This is a genomic window from Winogradskyella sp. HB-48 (assembly GCF_049942685.1).
Taxonomy (GTDB): Bacteria; Bacteroidota; Bacteroidia; order Flavobacteriales; family Flavobacteriaceae; genus Winogradskyella.
In genome coordinates this window covers 2,489,980-2,507,335 of the sequence record NZ_CP187934.1, presented here as the reverse complement: position 1 = coordinate 2,507,335, position 17,356 = coordinate 2,489,980, and the positions used below count along the sequence as shown (strand labels likewise).

General features: G+C 31.6%; 21 protein-coding genes. 20 read left to right on the top strand and 1 reads right to left on the bottom strand.

Annotation, left to right across the window (positions count from 1 at the left end):
- The first annotated feature begins 28 nt into the window (after nucleotides 1-28).
- The 9 genes from ACPX19_RS11385 to ACPX19_RS11345 all read left to right on the top strand — a co-directional run bounded on the left by ACPX19_RS11385 (nucleotide 29) and on the right by ACPX19_RS11345 (nucleotide 6,807).
- Nucleotides 29-592 (top strand): hypothetical protein, encoded by a 564-nt coding sequence (locus ACPX19_RS11385; RefSeq protein WP_426430127.1) that lies wholly within the window; start codon nucleotides 29-31, stop codon nucleotides 590-592.
- A 167-nt stretch (nucleotides 593-759) separates the two neighbouring features.
- Nucleotides 760-1,281, top strand: a complete 522-nt coding sequence (locus ACPX19_RS11380; RefSeq protein ID WP_426430126.1) for a hypothetical protein — start codon at nucleotides 760-762, stop codon at nucleotides 1,279-1,281.
- Between the two features lie 169 nt (nucleotides 1,282-1,450).
- Nucleotides 1,451-2,551 (top strand): Fic family protein, encoded by a 1,101-nt coding sequence (locus ACPX19_RS11375; RefSeq protein ID WP_426430125.1) that lies wholly within the window; start codon nucleotides 1,451-1,453, stop codon nucleotides 2,549-2,551.
- 628 nt (nucleotides 2,552-3,179) lie between these two features.
- A complete protein-coding gene (locus tag ACPX19_RS11370; RefSeq protein WP_426430124.1) occupies nucleotides 3,180-3,590 on the top strand; it encodes a lysozyme inhibitor LprI family protein in 411 nt (136 codons plus the stop codon).
- A 152-nt stretch (nucleotides 3,591-3,742) separates the two neighbouring features.
- Nucleotides 3,743-4,135, top strand: a complete 393-nt coding sequence (locus tag ACPX19_RS11365) for a hypothetical protein (RefSeq protein ID WP_426430123.1) — start codon at nucleotides 3,743-3,745, stop codon at nucleotides 4,133-4,135.
- Nucleotides 4,136-4,303: 168 nt separating this feature from the next.
- Nucleotides 4,304-4,921, top strand: coding sequence for a hypothetical protein (locus tag ACPX19_RS11360; RefSeq protein ID WP_426430122.1), 618 nt, complete (start codon nucleotides 4,304-4,306; stop codon nucleotides 4,919-4,921).
- Nucleotides 4,922-5,044: 123 nt separating this feature from the next.
- Nucleotides 5,045-5,548, top strand: a complete 504-nt coding sequence (locus tag ACPX19_RS11355) for a hypothetical protein (RefSeq protein WP_426430121.1) — start codon at nucleotides 5,045-5,047, stop codon at nucleotides 5,546-5,548.
- Nucleotides 5,549-5,679: 131 nt separating this feature from the next.
- Complete coding sequence (locus ACPX19_RS11350) at nucleotides 5,680-6,360, top strand: hypothetical protein (protein WP_426430120.1); 681 nt, start codon at nucleotides 5,680-5,682, stop codon at nucleotides 6,358-6,360.
- Between the two features lie 174 nt (nucleotides 6,361-6,534).
- Nucleotides 6,535-6,807 (top strand): hypothetical protein, encoded by a 273-nt coding sequence (locus tag ACPX19_RS11345; RefSeq protein WP_426430119.1) that lies wholly within the window; start codon nucleotides 6,535-6,537, stop codon nucleotides 6,805-6,807.
- Here the strand turns inward: ACPX19_RS11345 and ACPX19_RS11340 are convergent.
- Entirely contained in the window at nucleotides 6,796-7,080 is a 285-nt protein-coding gene (locus ACPX19_RS11340; protein WP_426430118.1) for a hypothetical protein, read from the bottom strand. The genes ACPX19_RS11345 and ACPX19_RS11340 overlap by 12 nt on opposite strands.
- A gap of 193 nt (nucleotides 7,081-7,273) precedes the next feature.
- On the opposite strand from ACPX19_RS11340, the gene ACPX19_RS11335 reads away from it, so the two are divergent.
- The 11 genes from ACPX19_RS11335 (at nucleotide 7,274) to ACPX19_RS11285 (ending at nucleotide 17,271) form a co-directional block, all read left to right on the top strand.
- Nucleotides 7,274-7,822 (top strand): hypothetical protein, encoded by a 549-nt coding sequence (locus tag ACPX19_RS11335; protein ID WP_426430117.1) that lies wholly within the window; start codon nucleotides 7,274-7,276, stop codon nucleotides 7,820-7,822.
- Nucleotides 7,823-7,997: 175 nt separating this feature from the next.
- Nucleotides 7,998-8,723: a DUF6090 family protein gene (locus tag ACPX19_RS11330; protein WP_426430116.1), complete on the top strand. Its 726-nt coding sequence runs from the start codon at nucleotides 7,998-8,000 to the stop codon at nucleotides 8,721-8,723.
- A gap of 178 nt (nucleotides 8,724-8,901) precedes the next feature.
- Entirely contained in the window at nucleotides 8,902-9,330 is a 429-nt protein-coding gene (locus ACPX19_RS11325) for a hypothetical protein (protein ID WP_426430115.1), read from the top strand.
- Between the two features lie 151 nt (nucleotides 9,331-9,481).
- Nucleotides 9,482-10,063: a DUF3885 domain-containing protein gene (locus ACPX19_RS11320; protein WP_426430114.1), complete on the top strand. Its 582-nt coding sequence runs from the start codon at nucleotides 9,482-9,484 to the stop codon at nucleotides 10,061-10,063.
- A gap of 200 nt (nucleotides 10,064-10,263) precedes the next feature.
- Nucleotides 10,264-10,878: a hypothetical protein gene (locus ACPX19_RS11315; RefSeq protein WP_426430113.1), complete on the top strand. Its 615-nt coding sequence runs from the start codon at nucleotides 10,264-10,266 to the stop codon at nucleotides 10,876-10,878.
- A gap of 378 nt (nucleotides 10,879-11,256) precedes the next feature.
- A complete protein-coding gene (locus ACPX19_RS11310) occupies nucleotides 11,257-11,601 on the top strand; it encodes a hypothetical protein (protein WP_426430112.1) in 345 nt (114 codons plus the stop codon).
- A gap of 236 nt (nucleotides 11,602-11,837) precedes the next feature.
- A complete protein-coding gene (locus tag ACPX19_RS11305; RefSeq protein ID WP_426430111.1) occupies nucleotides 11,838-12,398 on the top strand; it encodes a hypothetical protein in 561 nt (186 codons plus the stop codon).
- Nucleotides 12,399-12,536: 138 nt separating this feature from the next.
- Nucleotides 12,537-14,543, top strand: a complete 2,007-nt coding sequence (locus tag ACPX19_RS11300; protein WP_426430110.1) for an NACHT domain-containing protein — start codon at nucleotides 12,537-12,539, stop codon at nucleotides 14,541-14,543.
- Nucleotides 14,544-14,699: 156 nt separating this feature from the next.
- Entirely contained in the window at nucleotides 14,700-15,314 is a 615-nt protein-coding gene (locus ACPX19_RS11295; RefSeq protein ID WP_426430103.1) for a hypothetical protein, read from the top strand.
- A 160-nt stretch (nucleotides 15,315-15,474) separates the two neighbouring features.
- Nucleotides 15,475-16,191, top strand: coding sequence for a DMP19 family protein (locus tag ACPX19_RS11290; protein WP_426430109.1), 717 nt, complete (start codon nucleotides 15,475-15,477; stop codon nucleotides 16,189-16,191).
- A gap of 156 nt (nucleotides 16,192-16,347) precedes the next feature.
- A complete protein-coding gene (locus ACPX19_RS11285; protein WP_426430108.1) occupies nucleotides 16,348-17,271 on the top strand; it encodes an SMI1/KNR4 family protein in 924 nt (307 codons plus the stop codon).
- Nucleotides 17,272-17,356: the final 85 nt, after the last annotated feature.

The window sequence follows — 17,356 nt, the reverse complement described above, 5'->3', positions numbered from 1 at the left end:
TCTAACTTAGTTCTAAATGATTTCTACTATGGACAAATCCTGCGGATTTTTCCACGCCGAAATCATAGCCGAACCGTTACCTGCAATTATGAAAAACATTCTGCTAATCATTTTTATTTGCCTTTTAAATCAACTTTCTGCTCAAGAAATAGTTGGAATGAAAGACTTGTATGTGGAAAATAATTTGACTTATAAAGTTGCGAACAAAAAATTATTTACTGGACAAGCGCAAAACGTTCGAAAAAATGGACATTTAGTTTACGAAGAATATTTTGACAATGGAAAACTGACTAAATCTATAACATATTACAACGGAACTGAAAAGCCAACACCTGCAAGAGAGACGGAATATTATTCGGATACTCAAACAAAAAGTAAGGAAACGAATTACGGACTGGATAAACCGACAACTGAATTTAAACACTACGATAAAAACGAAAAAAAGACTCTGATTGAACGGTATGAAAATGACAAACTAATTTATCGATGTGAATATCAAAAAAACAAAAAGCACGGAATAGAATACTGTCTGAACGACGATGGAACTGAATTGCGGATTGAATATCGGAACGGTAAAAAAGTAAAAAAATAACTGCAGGTAACAACGGCTATAGTTTATTACGGCTGAAATTCCTAATCGGAATTTCAAGCCTTTTTGCTAAATTTATGGTTAGTGCGGAATAATACTCGCGTACCATTCCGCAACGAAACCATAGCCTAAACCGTTAGGCACAAGCTGAAAAACGAACTCAAAAGAAAGTGAGAGATAAAAATCGAATTCCGAAAATACTGAATGAGCTTGAACGGATTTGGAAAGCTAATCCTGACTATAGATTGGGACAATTAATTGTTGTTGGAGCAAGTGCTGATAAACCAAACTCTGATGTTTTCAATATCGAAGATGAAGACTTATTAAACGGACTTTTAAAATTTGACAAAAGAGCTGAATTAGAAAACGAAGTACAAGATGAAATACCTGACTGGAAAAGGTTTTCGAATGTCAGCAGATTAGACTTAAAAGAATTGACAATCGAATTATTGGAAAAACTGATAATTGAACTTAAAAATTCGGACAAAAAAATAGTCGTTACACCAATAAACTTAATGAAATTAAACGGAGCACCTGTTTCTGACCAAACTTGGTTGCTGAATCAAAAACTGAGAATAAAAAAGATGAAAAAATTATTAGTTGAGCTAAAAGAAAATGGAATTTTGACCGAGAGAAAGTCTAAACAAGATTTTCTTGGAATTAAAGAAGTTGGATATGACATTGTGGAATAAAAGCCAGTGCCTAACAATGTATAACCGCAATTACGGCGGATTCGACTACGTCCGAATCCACTCGGAATTGCTAACGTCAGTGATAATCCGAAAAATAACGCATATTAACCCGTAACTGACGGTTATACGAGACCGTTCTATGCAATTTAAACAAACATCATAACTAACATTGGCAAACACATATCAAATATTATTAAATTGGGACAAAGGACAAGCATTTTCCGAAAGGCTTTCTGCAAAAATTGTCGATACTGAAGGATTCACAGATATTGACCCACAATGCCCAACTGGAGGACCTGATGGGAGAAAGGACATTGTTTGTTTTAAGAATCACAACAAATATGTAGTTGGCTGTTATTTTGGAATGGGTCAAAAGACGTTTAATGAAATTAAAGATAAGTTTGATGGAGATTATGAAGGTGTTGAAATGAATGATGCTGATGGATTTGTATTCATTACTAATCAAAAAATCACACCAAGCGAAAGAATTGCTCTAATACCAGAAGGAAGCGAAAATATTGAAATATATCACGGAGAAAGAGTGACTAGTATTTTGGATTCACCTAAAGGTTATGGAATTAGATTGGAGTATCTGAATATTGAATTATCAAAAGAAGAACAAATTTCATTTTTAAATTCACACGTAAATCTTAAACACGAATTTGCTGAAATCAAGTCTATGCTCGCAGAAGTGCGAGGAATAACTCGTGATTTATCTGGACAGATTTTTGAAAGAGATATGGTTTTCAATAAAACCCTATCAGTTCTACCAATTTCAGGAATTCCATTTTCTTCTCGAATTTCAATGGAAGATTTATTTGCTATTCAACAAGCTGCTCTTTATGAAACTCAAGGAAGTTCATTTAAAGGTGTTTTAGGATTAAGAAAAGTTCAGGTTTGGCTAGCTAGAGTTGGTGGAGAAATAGAAGATGCGGAATTTGTGCCACCAGAAGCTGACGAAGTACCTAAATTAACAATTGAGCTACTAAATTGGTGGAAAGAAAAATATATGGAAGTTATTTATAGTTCAGAGCAAGAAAAAATATTAGCAATATCAGAATTTCACGAAAGATTTTTGACAATACATCCTTTCATTGATGGAAATGGAAGAGTTGCCAGAGTTTTAGCTTCTTTGCAATTCAAAGATTTACTTGATAAGGTTGTTCAGTTTGACAGTATAGATAGAAATGAATATTTTGACTCTCTGAATAATGCTCGGAGCGGAAATCAGAAAAATTTGATTGATATTTTTACGTCGCTAATTGGATAAAAAACTGCATAGAACAACGTGTATAATTCATTGCTAGTACTCGCCTACTTACGAAAATCCTCGCGGATTTTCTATTCGGTTTGTATTTGCTAAATTAGTTGCTGAAACACGCAACGAAATCATACACAAACACGTTACCAACCATAGTGCAAGTTCGTGTGAGTTACATCCTTTGAACTTGAGTTACTAACTTGAATCTTTCTTGTTTTTTATAATATTCATCCAAACAATCCTTTTTTTTGAGAACTAAACGCTTTGGCGTTCTGATTCGTTCTTTTCAAAAAAAAGGGCGTTCGTCTTTTATCCTATGTGCAACCTAAATGCTATAGTGATCTTTTTCTTTTTGCGAAATTATCGGATTCTTGGGTTTTTAACCAAAGTCTAGGATAGCATTTTGATTCGGTTGCTGTATATATTTGCAATCTTCTGTGCTTTAAGTTTAGTTCGGTTTGCACTACAGTAGCTAACAACGTGTATAATTAATGCTTACTATTAATCTTCATTGGAAAATTCATATATTTAACATTATGATTCGCTACGACTGAAAATCCTACGGATTCTAAGTCGCACAAATCATACACAAACTCGTTGTACACAAGCTGAATCACTCATCTCAAGTGGAATTTATATGAAAAATAGAATTAAGACCTTTACAATTTTTTGCTTACTCATTTTTGGAATAGCGAATGCGCAAGAAGATGGATTTCCAATTGAACAAAAATTATACGACTGTATGAATTCCATCCAACCATTTGAAATTGAAAAAGCTATTCCTTGTATACAAAAAGCAACAACTGATTGTGAGCTTGAAATGAAAAAAACTTATGAGAAATTATTGGAATTAGTCGATGATAAAAATATTCTGACTGACTCTCAAAACGAATGGAAAAAATATAGAGATGCTCAAATCGAACTTATGAATTCTTTCTTGAATAAAAAGCCTGATAAATGGAAAGTTGAAAGAAGATTAATAAACTTTGAACTAACAAAAAACAGATTATTTGAATTAGAGAACTTGATAAGAATATATAATTATTAAAGCCAGTGTACAACAACGGCTATAATCCATTGCGGCTGAAATTCCTATCGGAATTTCATTGCAATTCACTATCTTTCGGCTATGACGGAAAGAATCCTGCGGATTTTTCCGCAACAAATCATAGCCAAAACCGTTGTAGCACATTTGAGAAAATGAAAAACGCATTGAAAATTTTTGGAATTATTTTGGTTAGCGGAATTCTAATATTTGTGTTTGACCCAGCATTTAATCGGACTGAAAAGTTTGCGGATTTTTCGACTGAATATGAGTGGCGGATTTTTAATAATGCCTATTGCAACTGGAAAACTCACGGACACTGTGCTGACAATAATTTGAATAAATTAAATGCGGAACGAAAACTCTGGAAAACTCTTGCGGAAAATTACAACGGAGAAAAAACTATTAAAGAAAAATTGGAGAATGTAGTTTTAAGTCATTATCAATTTCATATGACTTACACTGAACATTTAAAAATTATGGAAATAAATATTGACTCAATTATAAAACACAAAGACGATTTATTTGAACAATTATTTATCGACTGAATTAAAAAAACGTGCTACAACACCGTGTATAATTCATTGCTAGTACTCGCCTACATACGAAAATCCTCGCGGATTTTCTATTCGGTTTGTATTTGCTAAATTAATTGCTGAAACACGCAACGAAATCATACACAAACACGTTGTGCAACATTTGAAAACAAATCGAAAATGAAACAATTTATCTTACTTTTTCATCCTTTGAGTACAAGTGAAGAGGTACGAATTGATTTCAAATCGGAAAAACCAGCATCTGACTTTATTGAATTAACCAAATTGGATGGTTATAAAGTATATCAATATATCCAAAGTGATTTCACTTACAATATGTCGATTGCAGAATTAGAATCTGAAAATATCGGATTTAAAAAACTATATCGAGAAAAGAAGACTTGGTTTGGACTTTCAAAAAAGACAGTAACGGATTTATTAATCGAGCAACAAAACGGATTTTACTATCCGTACGGTTACGGAAACTATCTGTACTTATTTTCAAAGCAAGAAATCAACCAAACTGACTTTGAAAATTGGTTAAACAAAGAATTCCCAAGCCGATTTGCTGACATTGACGAAACCTTCGCAGGATTCAATTCGGAATTTTTGAATTTGATGAATGAAGATGACTATGTAATAGCAACGAATCACGATTACCAAGAACAATTCGGATTGACAGGTAAAGCGGAAATAATTGAACAAATTATTTCAAAAATTAATGACTTGAATTTAGCAGAATACGAAATGGAAAAATATGTCAGAGAATCAAAAAAAACGTTGCACAACAATGTATAACCGCAATTACGGCGGATTCGACTACGTCCGAATCCACTCGGAATTGCTAACGTCTGTGCCAAACCGAAAATTAAAGCATATTAATCCGTAACTGACGGTTATACGAAACCGTTACCTGCAATTATGAAAAACATTCTGCTAATCATTTTTATTTGCCTTTTAAATCAACTTTCTGCTCAAGAAATAGTTGGAATGAAAGACTTGTATGTGGAAAATAATTTGACCTATAAAGTTGCGGACGAAAAATTATTTACTGGACAAGCGCAAAACGTTCGAAAAAATGGACATTTAGTTTACGAAGAATATTTTGACAATGGAAAACTGACTAAATCTATAACATATTACAACGGAACTGAAAAGCCAACACCTGCAAGAGAGACGGAATATTATTCGGATACTCAAACAAAAAGTAAGGAAACGAATTACGGACTGGATAAACCGACAACTGAATTTAAACACTACGATAAAAACGAAAAAAAGACTCTGATTGAACGGTATGAAAATGACAAACTAATTTATCGATGTGAATATCAAAAAAACAAAAAGCACGGAATAGAATACTGTCTGAACGACGATGGAACTGAATTGCGGATTGAATATCGGAACGGTAAAAAAGTAAAAAAATAACTGCAGGTAACAACGGCTATAATTCATTGCGGCTGAATTCCTAATCGGAATTCACCGCAATTTTGCTATCTTTCAGCTACGGCGGAAAGAATCCTGCGGATTTTTCCGCAACGAAATCATAGCCAAAACCGTTGGGTAACATTATGGGAATACTAACAAACATCTTCGGAAACAACAAAAAATTGCCTTTCAAAAAGACCATTCGATTTGAAAGGAAAGAATCTGAATTTGAAGTTAATATTGGAGATGAAGTAAAAATTTGGAACAAACCAAACACAAAACAACTGAATTTATATGCGAAAGGTTCTGCTGGTGGAAATGGACTTATTGGAATTACATTTAATTCAGCAATTAGTCATCATTTAAGTAAAACAGAAGACTTATTCGTTGAAAACAAAGTTGTCGGACTGACTAAAAATTCAATTGAATTATTTGTCAATATGTACGCTGACAAAAAAGCTGTTCAAGAAATCCAACAAAATCACAAAAAAGAATGGATTGATAACCTGAACAAAAAATATAACCCTAAAACGAGTTGGGAACTTCGCTTCTATTCTGAAAACAAAATTGGAAAGAATGACTTTTTAATAAAAACAATAGATAAAAGTCAAATTGAGGAATTTTATCAAAGAGACAACGAAACAATTTGGTTGACTGACAAAAATGGAGAAAAACTTTCAGCGGAAAATAGTGTGCGTTCTGGTGGAACTGAAAAAACATTAAGAGCAATATTTTCTGGACACGAACTCGAAGTGCAAAATTTCAAAAAGGAACATAATTGGTATTATATAGACATTGGAATAAAAAAATAACGTTACCCAACACCGGCTATAGTTCATTGCTTCTGACTTTCCTCTCGGAAAGTCCTCGCAAATTTGCTATCTTCGGTTTACGGCGGAAAATCCTCGCGGATTTTCACGCAACGAAACCATAGCCAAAACCGTTACCTGCAATATGGAGCAACGTTGTGAAAAAACAACAATCGAATGGAATTGGATTTCAAATATTGGAATGAAGAATACACCGACGAACAAAAAAAGAAAGATTTGAATTATATTTTGAACAGTCCGATGAGAATTAAAATCACAACGGACAATATCAAAGAAAACTTAGAATTTGTTTCTAATCTATTATTAGAATATTACAAAAAAATAGAAGACAATAAACCAAAAAACATTTTAGAACTAATGGAAGACTTTTGTAAAGCAATGAGTTGGGAAGATGGTTTTATAGAAAGGAATAAGTATCTAATCGACTGATTTAATAAAATTTTCCCAAGCATCATAAAATTTTTTAAATTCATCATTTACAAATCTATAGTATTCTGCCCTTGATGTGTAATTACTATAATCAGAGTTTTCAGGAAAATTGTTGTTAATAAGGGTATCTATGGGGTTTCGATAAGAGTCATATTTGACTTGAATTTCTTTGTCTAAAACACTTTTTTCTTTGTTAGAATCTATTGACTCTATAAAAGACTTGAATTCAGAATAAAAATCTGATATTTTTGATTTTAAAATTTCTTTTGACATGATTGAATAAATTAGAAAACGAATATAAACAAAACGGACGAAAAATAAATACAGCAGGTAACAACGTATATAAAAAATAGCGGTTAAGTAATAGACCCAAAGTTATTACACAAAATAAACAAACTACAACGTCCGAAAAGTTAGTGTATAAAATCCGCTACTTTTCATATATAAAACCGTTGTAAGTAATATTATGAAACACTTTTTGCTCACATTTTTAATCCTTCAATCGTTTTGCATTATCGCCCAAAATGAAAAGTTGATTTTGACTGAAAGTGAGAATAATTTATGGTTTGAATCTCTGAATTCGACGGAAACACTTGAAGAAAAAATTGACTTGATAAATGAAAGACTGACTAATGATGTGAACGTGTATATTGAATGGAGTTTTGCGGACGGAATAACTGTTGCGAGGATTCCTAAATTGGACAGTATTCGCAAAATAAGTACCAAAGGATTCTGTAAACCACTTTATTTGATAAAACACAAGGATAACGTAATTCCATTCCGAATTGAAAATCCAATAGACTCAGAACTGACTAATTCAGTAACCGAACTCATTACGGAAAATAATATTAGTAATGTAGAAATATGGACTGACGACAACAGGCAAGCGCTATATGGAACGAGTGCAGATTGTGGAGTGATTACGTTGGAATTAAAAAAACGAAAAGTATTTAAAGCCTTCAAAAAGCTAAATCTAACGAATTGGAAATACGATGAGATTTCGAATTATAAATGAATATTAATCAAAAAATACTACTTACAACAATGGCTATAAGTAATTGCTTGTTCTCGCCTACTTCTGAAAATCCTAGCGGATTTTCAGCTTGGTGTGTATTCGCAAAGTTTAGTGCTAATTCACGCAACTACTCATAGCCTAGACGTTGTGCTTCATTATAACCAACCTCTAACCAATGATAAAATTCTTTAGAAAAATTAGACAAAAATTGCTGACTGAAAATAAGTTCAGCAAATATTTGATTTACGCTATTGGCGAAATTGTTCTTGTCGTAATTGGAATTTTAATTGCTTTACAAATCAATAATTGGAATGAAAATAGAAAATCTGGATTTAAAGAATTGACAGCCCTAAAAGAACTAAGAATTGAGTTAATTAACAATAAACAAATGCTAAACAAACGTTCAGAGGTTTTCAAAGAGAAAAACAGAGACGGCAAATATTTACAACAACACTTAGAAAAAAAACTGCCCTATAATGATTCTTTGCAAAGATATTTTTTCATTCCAATGTCTAATTATTCTTTTCTATTATCATATTCCACATTTGAAAATCTAAAAAACCAAGGATTTAGTACCATCAGCAACAATGAATTAAGAAATAGAATATTGAAGTTATACGATGGGAATTTCGGCTTATTAAAAGACCAAGAAAATAAATATGCGAATCTATTTTCAAATAGCATACAACCAATAGGGTTTAAGTATTTTAAGGAAACTGGAAAAGGTTTTGAGCCAAATGAATATCAAGAATTATTGACTTCTAATGAGTATTCAAATGTTCTATCTTATATGGTACGTTCAGCTGAAGAATTCGCTTCATTCTGCCAAAATTCGATTGTAGAAATTGACGAAGTGTTGATAGATATTAACTCAGAAATAGAAAAAAAATCTAAAAAATAACGAAAGCACAACAATGGCTATAAGTAATTGCTTGTTCTCGCCTACTTCTGAAAATCCGCGAGGATTTTCAGTTTGGTGTGTGCTTGCAAAGTTAACCGCTAAACCACGCAACTACTCATAGCCGAGACCGTTGTGTGTAAGTGAAACAAAACTCAACCTGAAATTTAAAAAAAGAGATATGAAAACAAACATGAAATTTAGAAAACCAATTTCAATAATAGTAGTGGCACTGCTTTTTTTGACTGGGACAGCTGAATTAATTGCTCAAAATAAAACGGCTGAATTAAAAGATTTTAAGCTAATCATTGAGAAAACTGACAAAGGAATAAAAATGAAAAGTGAAAAAGGAAGTGCTTGGATAGATTTGTCCTTTAGTCTAAATAATTATCGTCCTCAAGCTGTTGATGAATACGGAATGACTGACTTGAAAAAAGTTTCGGAAAATAAGGACGAAAACCTTGCAGACTTTTTATTTACGATAACTAAAACAGAAAACGGAATTGAACTCAAAGGAATTGAAGGAACAGCGTGGACTGAATTAAAATTCTCTCTTGCCGATAACACACAACAAGCAATTGACCAATTCGGAATGACAAGTTTGAATTAAAAACACCTACACACAACAATGTATAACCGCAATTACGGCGGATTCGACTACGTCCGAATCCACTCGAATTGCTAACGTTTGTGCTAAACCGAAAAGTCTGCGTATATTAACCCGTAACTGACAGTTATACGAGACCGTTGTAACACATTTAATGAACCTCATAGAATTCAACAAATATTGGGATAAAAATTATCCTGAATCTAATCCAATCGGACACGAATTAAAAAGTGTTTATCCGAATAGATGGTTACGAATTCATAGTTTGCCTGAATCTAAACGATATGCGGAATCCGAAAACGAATATCAAATAATTCTGGATAGACAGAATAAACTGATTTCGGAATTAATCGGAGAGAATTCGGAAATTATAATTGTTTCTGGACAATATGAAACGGAATTGACGGACGAAATCTCAATTGAATTGTACGATTATGGAAAGTTTGAGAAATGCCGAACAATTGAACTTCATAAAGTCTATCCTGAAGAACACGAAGATGAATATTTCTATGATGTTTATTACAGACTTGATATTTGGAAACGGAATTCTAAAAACGAACTGTTGAAAAATATTGCGGATGATAAATTCCGAGCAATGTTTGTATGTCCGAAAAGGAATTGTATTGTAGCACCTTATGATGGCGGAATGGATATTATAGTTGACTCTCAAGAAAAAAGAGACGAATTAAAAGCAAATTATAAGGATTGGCTTTCGGAAAGAGAAGATGGAATGTAAAAACGTGTTACAACAACGTGTATAATTAATTGCTTTGGTCGTCGCTTATTTGGAAAATTCCTTCGGAATTTTCTTGCGTTCGTTTTTGTTTACTAAATTAGTTGCTAAAACACGCCACTAATCATACACAAACACGTTGGCAGTAATTAGCAAAGCGAATCCTGCATATTAATTAATAACAAAAAATGAGCCTATTTAAAATGAACAAATCTCTAATCATAATTGGAATTTTTATAGCATTATCATCTTTCAAATCTTATGCACAAAAGACTACAATCGAACAGGATTCTGTGGAGATTGAATTTGTGAAGAATGATAAATTGAAAAGTAAGTATCCGAAAACCTATATCGGAACAATATTCAATGGTTTTAGAATTACAGTTTTAGAAGTGGACATAAAAAATATTGACCTTAAAAAAGGGGAATTTGACCCTAATAAATTTTATCTCATTAGCGATAAACCAAAGTTTCAATATCGCCCTTTAGATATTTTTATATCAGATGATAAGAATGATTATTCTCGATTTGAATTAGTGACTAAAAAGAAGCCAAAGGAAACGAGTAATATGCGAGAAACGTATGACCCGAATATCAAGGACACTTATTTGGACTATAAAATTGACGGTGTGAGTGGAATAAAAATTCCTATTAATTTAGGTAGCGCAGAATTTCCAGATAAACACGTTTTTCACTTTAAACCTAAAGTTATAAATGACAGTAGAATCTTGATATACTTTTATATTTCATCTGACTTTATAAAAAGCGGAACATTGTATTATGGGAATGAGAAAATTGCCGAAACGAAACTGAAATAATTACGAATAAAATAACTACTGCCAACACCGTGTATAGCTCATTGCGGCTGAATTCCTAATCGGAATTTCGAGCCTTTTTGCTAAATTTATGGTTACGGCGGAATGATACTCGCGTACCATTCCGTAACGAAACCATAGCCCAAACCGTTGGCTACCATTTTACCTACTAATAAAAATCCGAATAATTAATAAAGGAAATTATTGAGTAGCTTTTAATACAAAAAATAGGACAAGAAATCTATTCTGATAAATAAAACCAATTAAAATAAATCCTTCTTCATGTAAGGGCGATTTTTTAAATAATCCGTTGATCATAAGATATTTCTGTTAGATATCTTATTCAAGAACAAATTTCATAATAACTATAACAATTTCAATTTGATAAAATTTAGATATAAGAAAGATAGATTAAGATTTCAAAAATTTGTACGGAATTCTTGGATATACACCTTTGGTGGATTTATTGCCTTGACATATGGGAGTTTTAGATTTATATTTATTTTTCCAAATACAGGTATAAACTTTAAAACATTGCAACCAGTTGTTATAAATGGATCAGTAACAATTATGGTAGGTTTCGGATTTTTTGTTGCTGGTGTATATCGCCTAATAAATAAAGAAAAAATGTTTCAAGATGAGCTTCAGTTCGAAGATGAAATGAAGGAAAAAGAAAAAGAAGACGAAAAAAGAAAAAAAAACAGAGGTTATGTAATTAAAAAGTAAACTAAATATTTAATCTAAACATAAACTTACATCAAATAAATTGATTAAGCTAAATTTACAATTAAACAAAAAGTTTATATAATAAAATAAAAACGGTAGCCAACACTGTATATACGCCAAGCCTTGTTGCAGTTTTTCAAATGAAAATAAAACGCCGGTTGGCAAAAGAGTAAATATTAATTAAATTTGGTGGGATTCAACGGCTCAGCGCATATACTTGTACGTTGTAAAACATTTTGAAAAAAGCACTTTACATAACTTTAGTATTTTCAATTTTGAGTTGTTCTAACTCGAAAAAATCTGACAGTCTAGAATCTGAACAGAATAAGACAGCTCAAATTCAAGTCGAAGAAAATATTGAAAAGAGATTTCTGTATGATTTTTTTGTTGACTCTTTGAAAAGAAAGATGGAATATGAACTAACCAAAAAAATTAAGGACAGTTCAATCATTTATCATTACAAAAATCTAACTGATAGCGAAAAGAATTTGAATTTTAAGTTTCTTAAAAAAACAAATCAGTTATTCTTTGCTGGAACCGAATTTAGATTAATCAAAGAAAACCATTACAGCAATAAATCTCTATCTGAATTTAATTTTGACCTATATGTTCTGGTCGAATCAATGGATGACGGAAATGGACCAATGTTTTTCAATCCTGAATATGGAATTTTGAATTTGGATAATGGTTGGGGAATGGATTTGATTTTTTTAAAAAATGAACAAAAAACTGAACTTGTTAAAGAAATAAATAAAACTCTTAAAGAAAAAACGTTTTACAACACCGTGTATAATTAATTGCTTTGGCAAGTGCTTATTTGGAAAATTCCTTCGGAATTTTCTCGCGCTCGTTTTTGTTTACTAAATTAGTTGCTTAACCACGCAACTAACCATACACAAACACGTTGGCAGTAAGCTAAAAACACAACCAAAAAAATGACAGAACTAAACGACAGTATTGCAGTTAAAGATATGATTTCTGCTGCAAGTCCGCTTATAAAAACTTTAGTAGAGACATTCGTAAAACCTAAACTAGAAAAATTTAGAGATAAATTCAAAAGTATTGACTCTGACAAAGTTTACATTCCAACTGAAGAACATTTTCAAGAATATTACCATCGAACATACAAAAAGCTTGCTGTAATAAACACATTAGTGTTTAATAATTCACAACGATTTCTGAAAGAGATTTATTTACCATTAACTCTTTCTTCCACAAATGAAGAAAAAATAAAATATCAAATAGACTCGTACCCCGAAAAAATGTGCTATGAGTATGGAAATATCCTAATTACAGACACTGCCGGAATGGGTAAGTCAACCTTAATGAAAAGAATTTTCATAGATATAATTGACCAAAATATAGGGATTCCAATCATAGTTGAACTAAGACGACTGACCAAAGTAAAAACAATACTTTCGGAAATTCAAGAACAATTAAATTCCATCAATAAAGATTTTGACAATAACCTTTTGCTAGAGTTATTAGCCGAAGGTGGTTTTATTATCATCCTTGATGGATATGATGAAATTTCATTAACCGATAGAGAAGTTGTTACTGCGGACTTACAAGATTTCATATCAAAGGCATCAAACAACGAATTTTTTATTACATCACGACCAGAAAAAGCTCTATTAAGTTTTGGTAACTTTCAAGAGTTTAGAATTAATCCATTAAATAAGAAAGAAGCATTTGAATTATTAAGAAAATATGACCACCAAGGTTCTGTATCAAGTTTACTTATAAAAAAGCTTCAAGAGCAAGAAATGGCAAACATTGAGGAATTTTTGACAAACCCTTTATTGGTTTCACTTTTGTTTACGGCATTTGAACATAAACAAGCTATTCCTTTCAAAAAATACCTCTTTTACCGTCAAGTATACGATGCCAATTTTGAATCTCACGATTTAACAAAAGGAGATTCTTATACTCACGATAAATACTCTAAACTAGAAATTGATGACTTTCACAGAGTCCTGAGGCATTTAGGTTTTTCTTGTTTTAAGTTGCAAAAAATAGAATTTAGCAAAGATGAGATTCTAAAATTAATTTCTGATAGTAAGGAATTCTGTGCTGGCTTAAAATTTAATGAATCTAGTTTCCTAGAAGATTTATTAAGAACTGTACCTTTATTTACACAGGATGGTAATTATTACAGGTGGGCTCACAAATCGCTACAAGAGTATTTTGCAGCACAATTTATTTATTTGGATTCTAAAGAAAAACAAAATGCAATACTTGATAAATTGTACAATCATTCAAATTTGGAAAAATTCATAAATGTAATTGACCTCTATTATGATATGGATTATAAGACATTCAGAAATAGAATTGAACGTTACATTTTAACGGAGTTCAAACAATATGTTGATAATCATTATAATTTCGATTATCCTGAAATAAGTCCAGAATCAATTATTGAAAGAAAAGAGACTTCATTCTTTACAGATTCGTTTTTATTTAAAGCTACGCAAAAAGACAAAAAGCACCCATTTGAAGGAGAAAAATTATCAAAAATGCTAAACACTTTTTCAAAAAAGAATGGATTCGACCAAAGTAGATTTAGTGGAATACTAGTCAGACCACCTTTGTTTAAATTCGTTTATGCAGTGCATTATCAAAATAGCAAAACTGTCCTTTTAAATCTTTTAGCAAGAAAAAAATCGGACTATATTAAAGCTGTTATGCATAGCGATATTGAGAATAAATCAATGGAATTAGATTTCGACTTTAATAAAGAGTATGAACTTAAAGTAATTGATGACAATCCTGAAAATCAATTTAATTCAAAGAGTAATTTTCAAAATGTTAGTGAATTTATGCAAGCGACCAAGATAAATTCATTTCTAATCGATTATGAAAAAGGTCTAGATTTTTTGGAAAGGATTGAAAAGAGTATTGAGAATGAAAATAAAGATGATTTTTTAGTAGGTGATATTTAAAAGCCTACTGCCAACAATGGCTATAACTAATTGCTCGTTCTCGCCTACTTCTGAAAATCCTCGCGGATTTTCAGTTAGGTGCGTACTTGCAAAGTTAAGTGCTAAACCACGCAACTACTCATAGCCGAAACCGTTGTAAACAAGCTAAACCAACATATGAACTTCATTAAAAAACTTTTCGGATTGAATAAAAAAGAGGAAGAAGAATACTCTGGAAATTTTATTGTCGCAACTCTAAATGATAAAGTAATGCCGATCGATAGAGGAGAAATTTATGAAGACCCATTAGATGAATTTCTTCAGGCTAATGGAATGGGAGAAGTTACAGGTGGAGGAACTATGCAATTAGAATCTGGAGAATTGGAATACTGCGACGTTGAAATCCAACTAAATTCTGATGAGATTAATGAAAATCATGTTAAATCAATCATTGAGAAACTTGAAGAGCTTGGAGCACCAAAAGGTTCTAAACTGACAATTGAGAAAACGGAACAGAAAATTGAATTTGGAAAAAAGGAAGGTTTAGGAATTTATCTTGACGGAATAAATCTGTCCGATGAAGTTTATAAAAATTCTGATTCAGATGCATTAGCAGCTGAAATTAGAGGACTGACAAAAATTGGAGACCAAGTCCTAAGATATTGGAATGGAAATACTGAAACTGGATTGTATTTTTATGGAGATTCATTTGAAGACATGAAAAATTCTATTAAAGATTTTGTAAACTCACATCCAGAATGTGAAAATTGCAGAATAGAAAGAGTTGCATAATAGCCAGTTTACAACAATGTGTATAAAAAATTGCTATATTTAGCTCAACCTAAATTTGTTGCTTCTTTTCGAACATCAAATTTTCCTTCGGAAAATTAGCCGTTCTCAAATACGCAACTTTTCATAACACAAAGACGTTGTAGCACATTTCGCCAAATCAATGAAAACAGGAATTATTGTCATAATTGTATTCTTAATTTTAGTCATAGGATTTTTTATTTTGAGAAATAAATCAAATAAAACTGAAAATGTAATGACTGAATTTGTTCGACTTGATTCTCAAACTGAATCTACTCAACATCTTCCCTTATTGCCTGAAAATTGGCTTTCCGAAATTGAGCAAAAATGGAATGATAAGGAATGGGGAATTTATGACAATAAACATTACGACATTTGCGAGAAAATTTGCAATGATATTTACTCAACAAATAAATATTGGGAAAAGAATCAAACTCACGCTGATTTTCTAAATGAGTTGACTAAAGAACAGCGGATTTATTTCACTCTAATAAACTTTGAATCTCAAGTCAACAATGGAGGAGTTTACCAATTTCTTTTTAATTACCCAGAATTGTCAATACTCGCATTAGAAGGAATGAAAGAAACTGGAATGAAAAAATTGGCTTCGGACTATGAAATAGTTTTGAATGAGTATTTCGGAAAATTTGACACAATTCAAGATTTATATTCAAAATTTCAGAATAATAAGAGTGATTGGAATAAACGATTTAAAGCATTTGCAGAAGGATACAAAGAACTTCCGTCAGCGGAAAAAATTGAGGATTATTTTTATGAGGAAAGTTTTGTAAAAACATATCAGCAGGACTTGACGAAATACGTAAAAGCGAATAGAAATAAATTATATAGAACTGAATAAAAAAACGTGCTACAACAATGGCTATAAGTAATTGCTTGTTCTCGCCTACTTCTGAAAATCCTCGCGGATTTTCAGTTTGGTGAGTACTTGCAAAGTTAAGTGCTAAACCACGCAACTACTCATAGCCGAGACCGTTAGGCACAATTAAAAAAAATAATGACCACGATAGATAAAATTGAACATATAGCCAAATGGACTTCAGAAAACTATGATGAAGAAACTAACAAAATTAACCATGATAATGGTGAAATAGATTTTGCCCAAATTGAAACTATGATCGGTGAAAAACTACCAGATGTTTTCACCGGTATATATAAAAAGATTAATGGCGAATTAGGTAATAAATCTGGTATTCTATTTGGACTTGAATTCTTAAGCACGAAAAAAATAATATCAAAACTCGAATTTCCATTGAGCTTACTTAAACCTGTTGAAAGAAAAGTTACTGATCCTAATAAATCCGAAAAAATACTAAACGCAATCTCAACACTATTTTTTAAGTCTATTCCCAACAAAAAGAAGTTTGGATTCATATCTAAAAAATGGCATAAAGCAACATTTAGTTGTGCTTTAGGTACATATAGCCAAATTTCAGTCGAGTATGATAATGGTGAAATTGAAAAGTATTCATTAAAAGAAGAATATTCAGATAAAATATTTGATTTAGGCGAAGAAATTCATCAATTAGAAAAGAAAGACTATAATTGGGCCAGTTTAGAATTTGAATTAATGCCAAATGGAAAATACACTGTGAAAAGAAAAGATTACATATGGGAAGAAGAAATGTTTTCTTCATGTCCAGAAGACAAAATAAAAAAGAAATATTACCATTATAAATGGATTCCAATTTTCCATGATTACAGTGGTAATTTCATTGGAATTGACCTTGACCCAGATAAAAAAGGAGTAAAAGGGCAGGTTATTATTTTTGGTAGTGATGAGCAAAATATGGTTGTCATTGCTGATGATTTTGAGGAATTCTTGGATTTGACAATCAAAGAGATGAAAAAAAATCCAAAGGAATTTACCTCTGAAAATCATTTACATGACGTTTATAGAAAAATAAAAAACTGTGCCTAACAACGTATATAATCCATAGCTCTATTCTGTTAAGATTAAGAAAATTTCCTACCTTTAAATCTCACTGATTCCTACGACCGAATTC

Bases quoted from the DNA above. Each gene is read 5' to 3' on its own strand.
- ACPX19_RS11360 (WP_426430122.1), top strand. From the start codon at position 4,304: ATGAAACAATTTATCTTACTTTTTCATCCTTTGAGTACAAGTGAAGAG.
- ACPX19_RS11365 (WP_426430123.1), top strand. From the start codon at position 3,743: ATGAAAAACGCATTGAAAATTTTTGGAATTATTTTGGTTAGCGGAATT.
- ACPX19_RS11370 (WP_426430124.1), top strand. From the start codon at position 3,180: ATGAAAAATAGAATTAAGACCTTTACAATTTTTTGCTTACTCATTTTT.
- ACPX19_RS11290 (WP_426430109.1), top strand. From the start codon at position 15,475: ATGAAAACAGGAATTATTGTCATAATTGTATTCTTAATTTTAGTCATA.
- ACPX19_RS11285 (WP_426430108.1), top strand. From the start codon at position 16,348: ATGACCACGATAGATAAAATTGAACATATAGCCAAATGGACTTCAGAA.
- ACPX19_RS11335 (WP_426430117.1), top strand. From the start codon at position 7,274: ATGAAACACTTTTTGCTCACATTTTTAATCCTTCAATCGTTTTGCATT.
- ACPX19_RS11340 (WP_426430118.1), bottom strand. From the start codon at position 7,080: ATGTCAAAAGAAATTTTAAAATCAAAAATATCAGATTTTTATTCTGAA.
- ACPX19_RS11385 (WP_426430127.1), top strand. From the start codon at position 29: ATGGACAAATCCTGCGGATTTTTCCACGCCGAAATCATAGCCGAACCG.
- ACPX19_RS11295 (WP_426430103.1), top strand. From the start codon at position 14,700: ATGAACTTCATTAAAAAACTTTTCGGATTGAATAAAAAAGAGGAAGAA.
- ACPX19_RS11345 (WP_426430119.1), top strand. From the start codon at position 6,535: ATGGAATTGGATTTCAAATATTGGAATGAAGAATACACCGACGAACAA.
- ACPX19_RS11300 (WP_426430110.1), top strand. From the start codon at position 12,537: ATGACAGAACTAAACGACAGTATTGCAGTTAAAGATATGATTTCTGCT.
- ACPX19_RS11320 (WP_426430114.1), top strand. From the start codon at position 9,482: ATGAACCTCATAGAATTCAACAAATATTGGGATAAAAATTATCCTGAA.
- ACPX19_RS11355 (WP_426430121.1), top strand. From the start codon at position 5,045: ATGAAAAACATTCTGCTAATCATTTTTATTTGCCTTTTAAATCAACTT.
- ACPX19_RS11330 (WP_426430116.1), top strand. From the start codon at position 7,998: ATGATAAAATTCTTTAGAAAAATTAGACAAAAATTGCTGACTGAAAAT.
- ACPX19_RS11315 (WP_426430113.1), top strand. From the start codon at position 10,264: ATGAACAAATCTCTAATCATAATTGGAATTTTTATAGCATTATCATCT.
- ACPX19_RS11325 (WP_426430115.1), top strand. From the start codon at position 8,902: ATGAAAACAAACATGAAATTTAGAAAACCAATTTCAATAATAGTAGTG.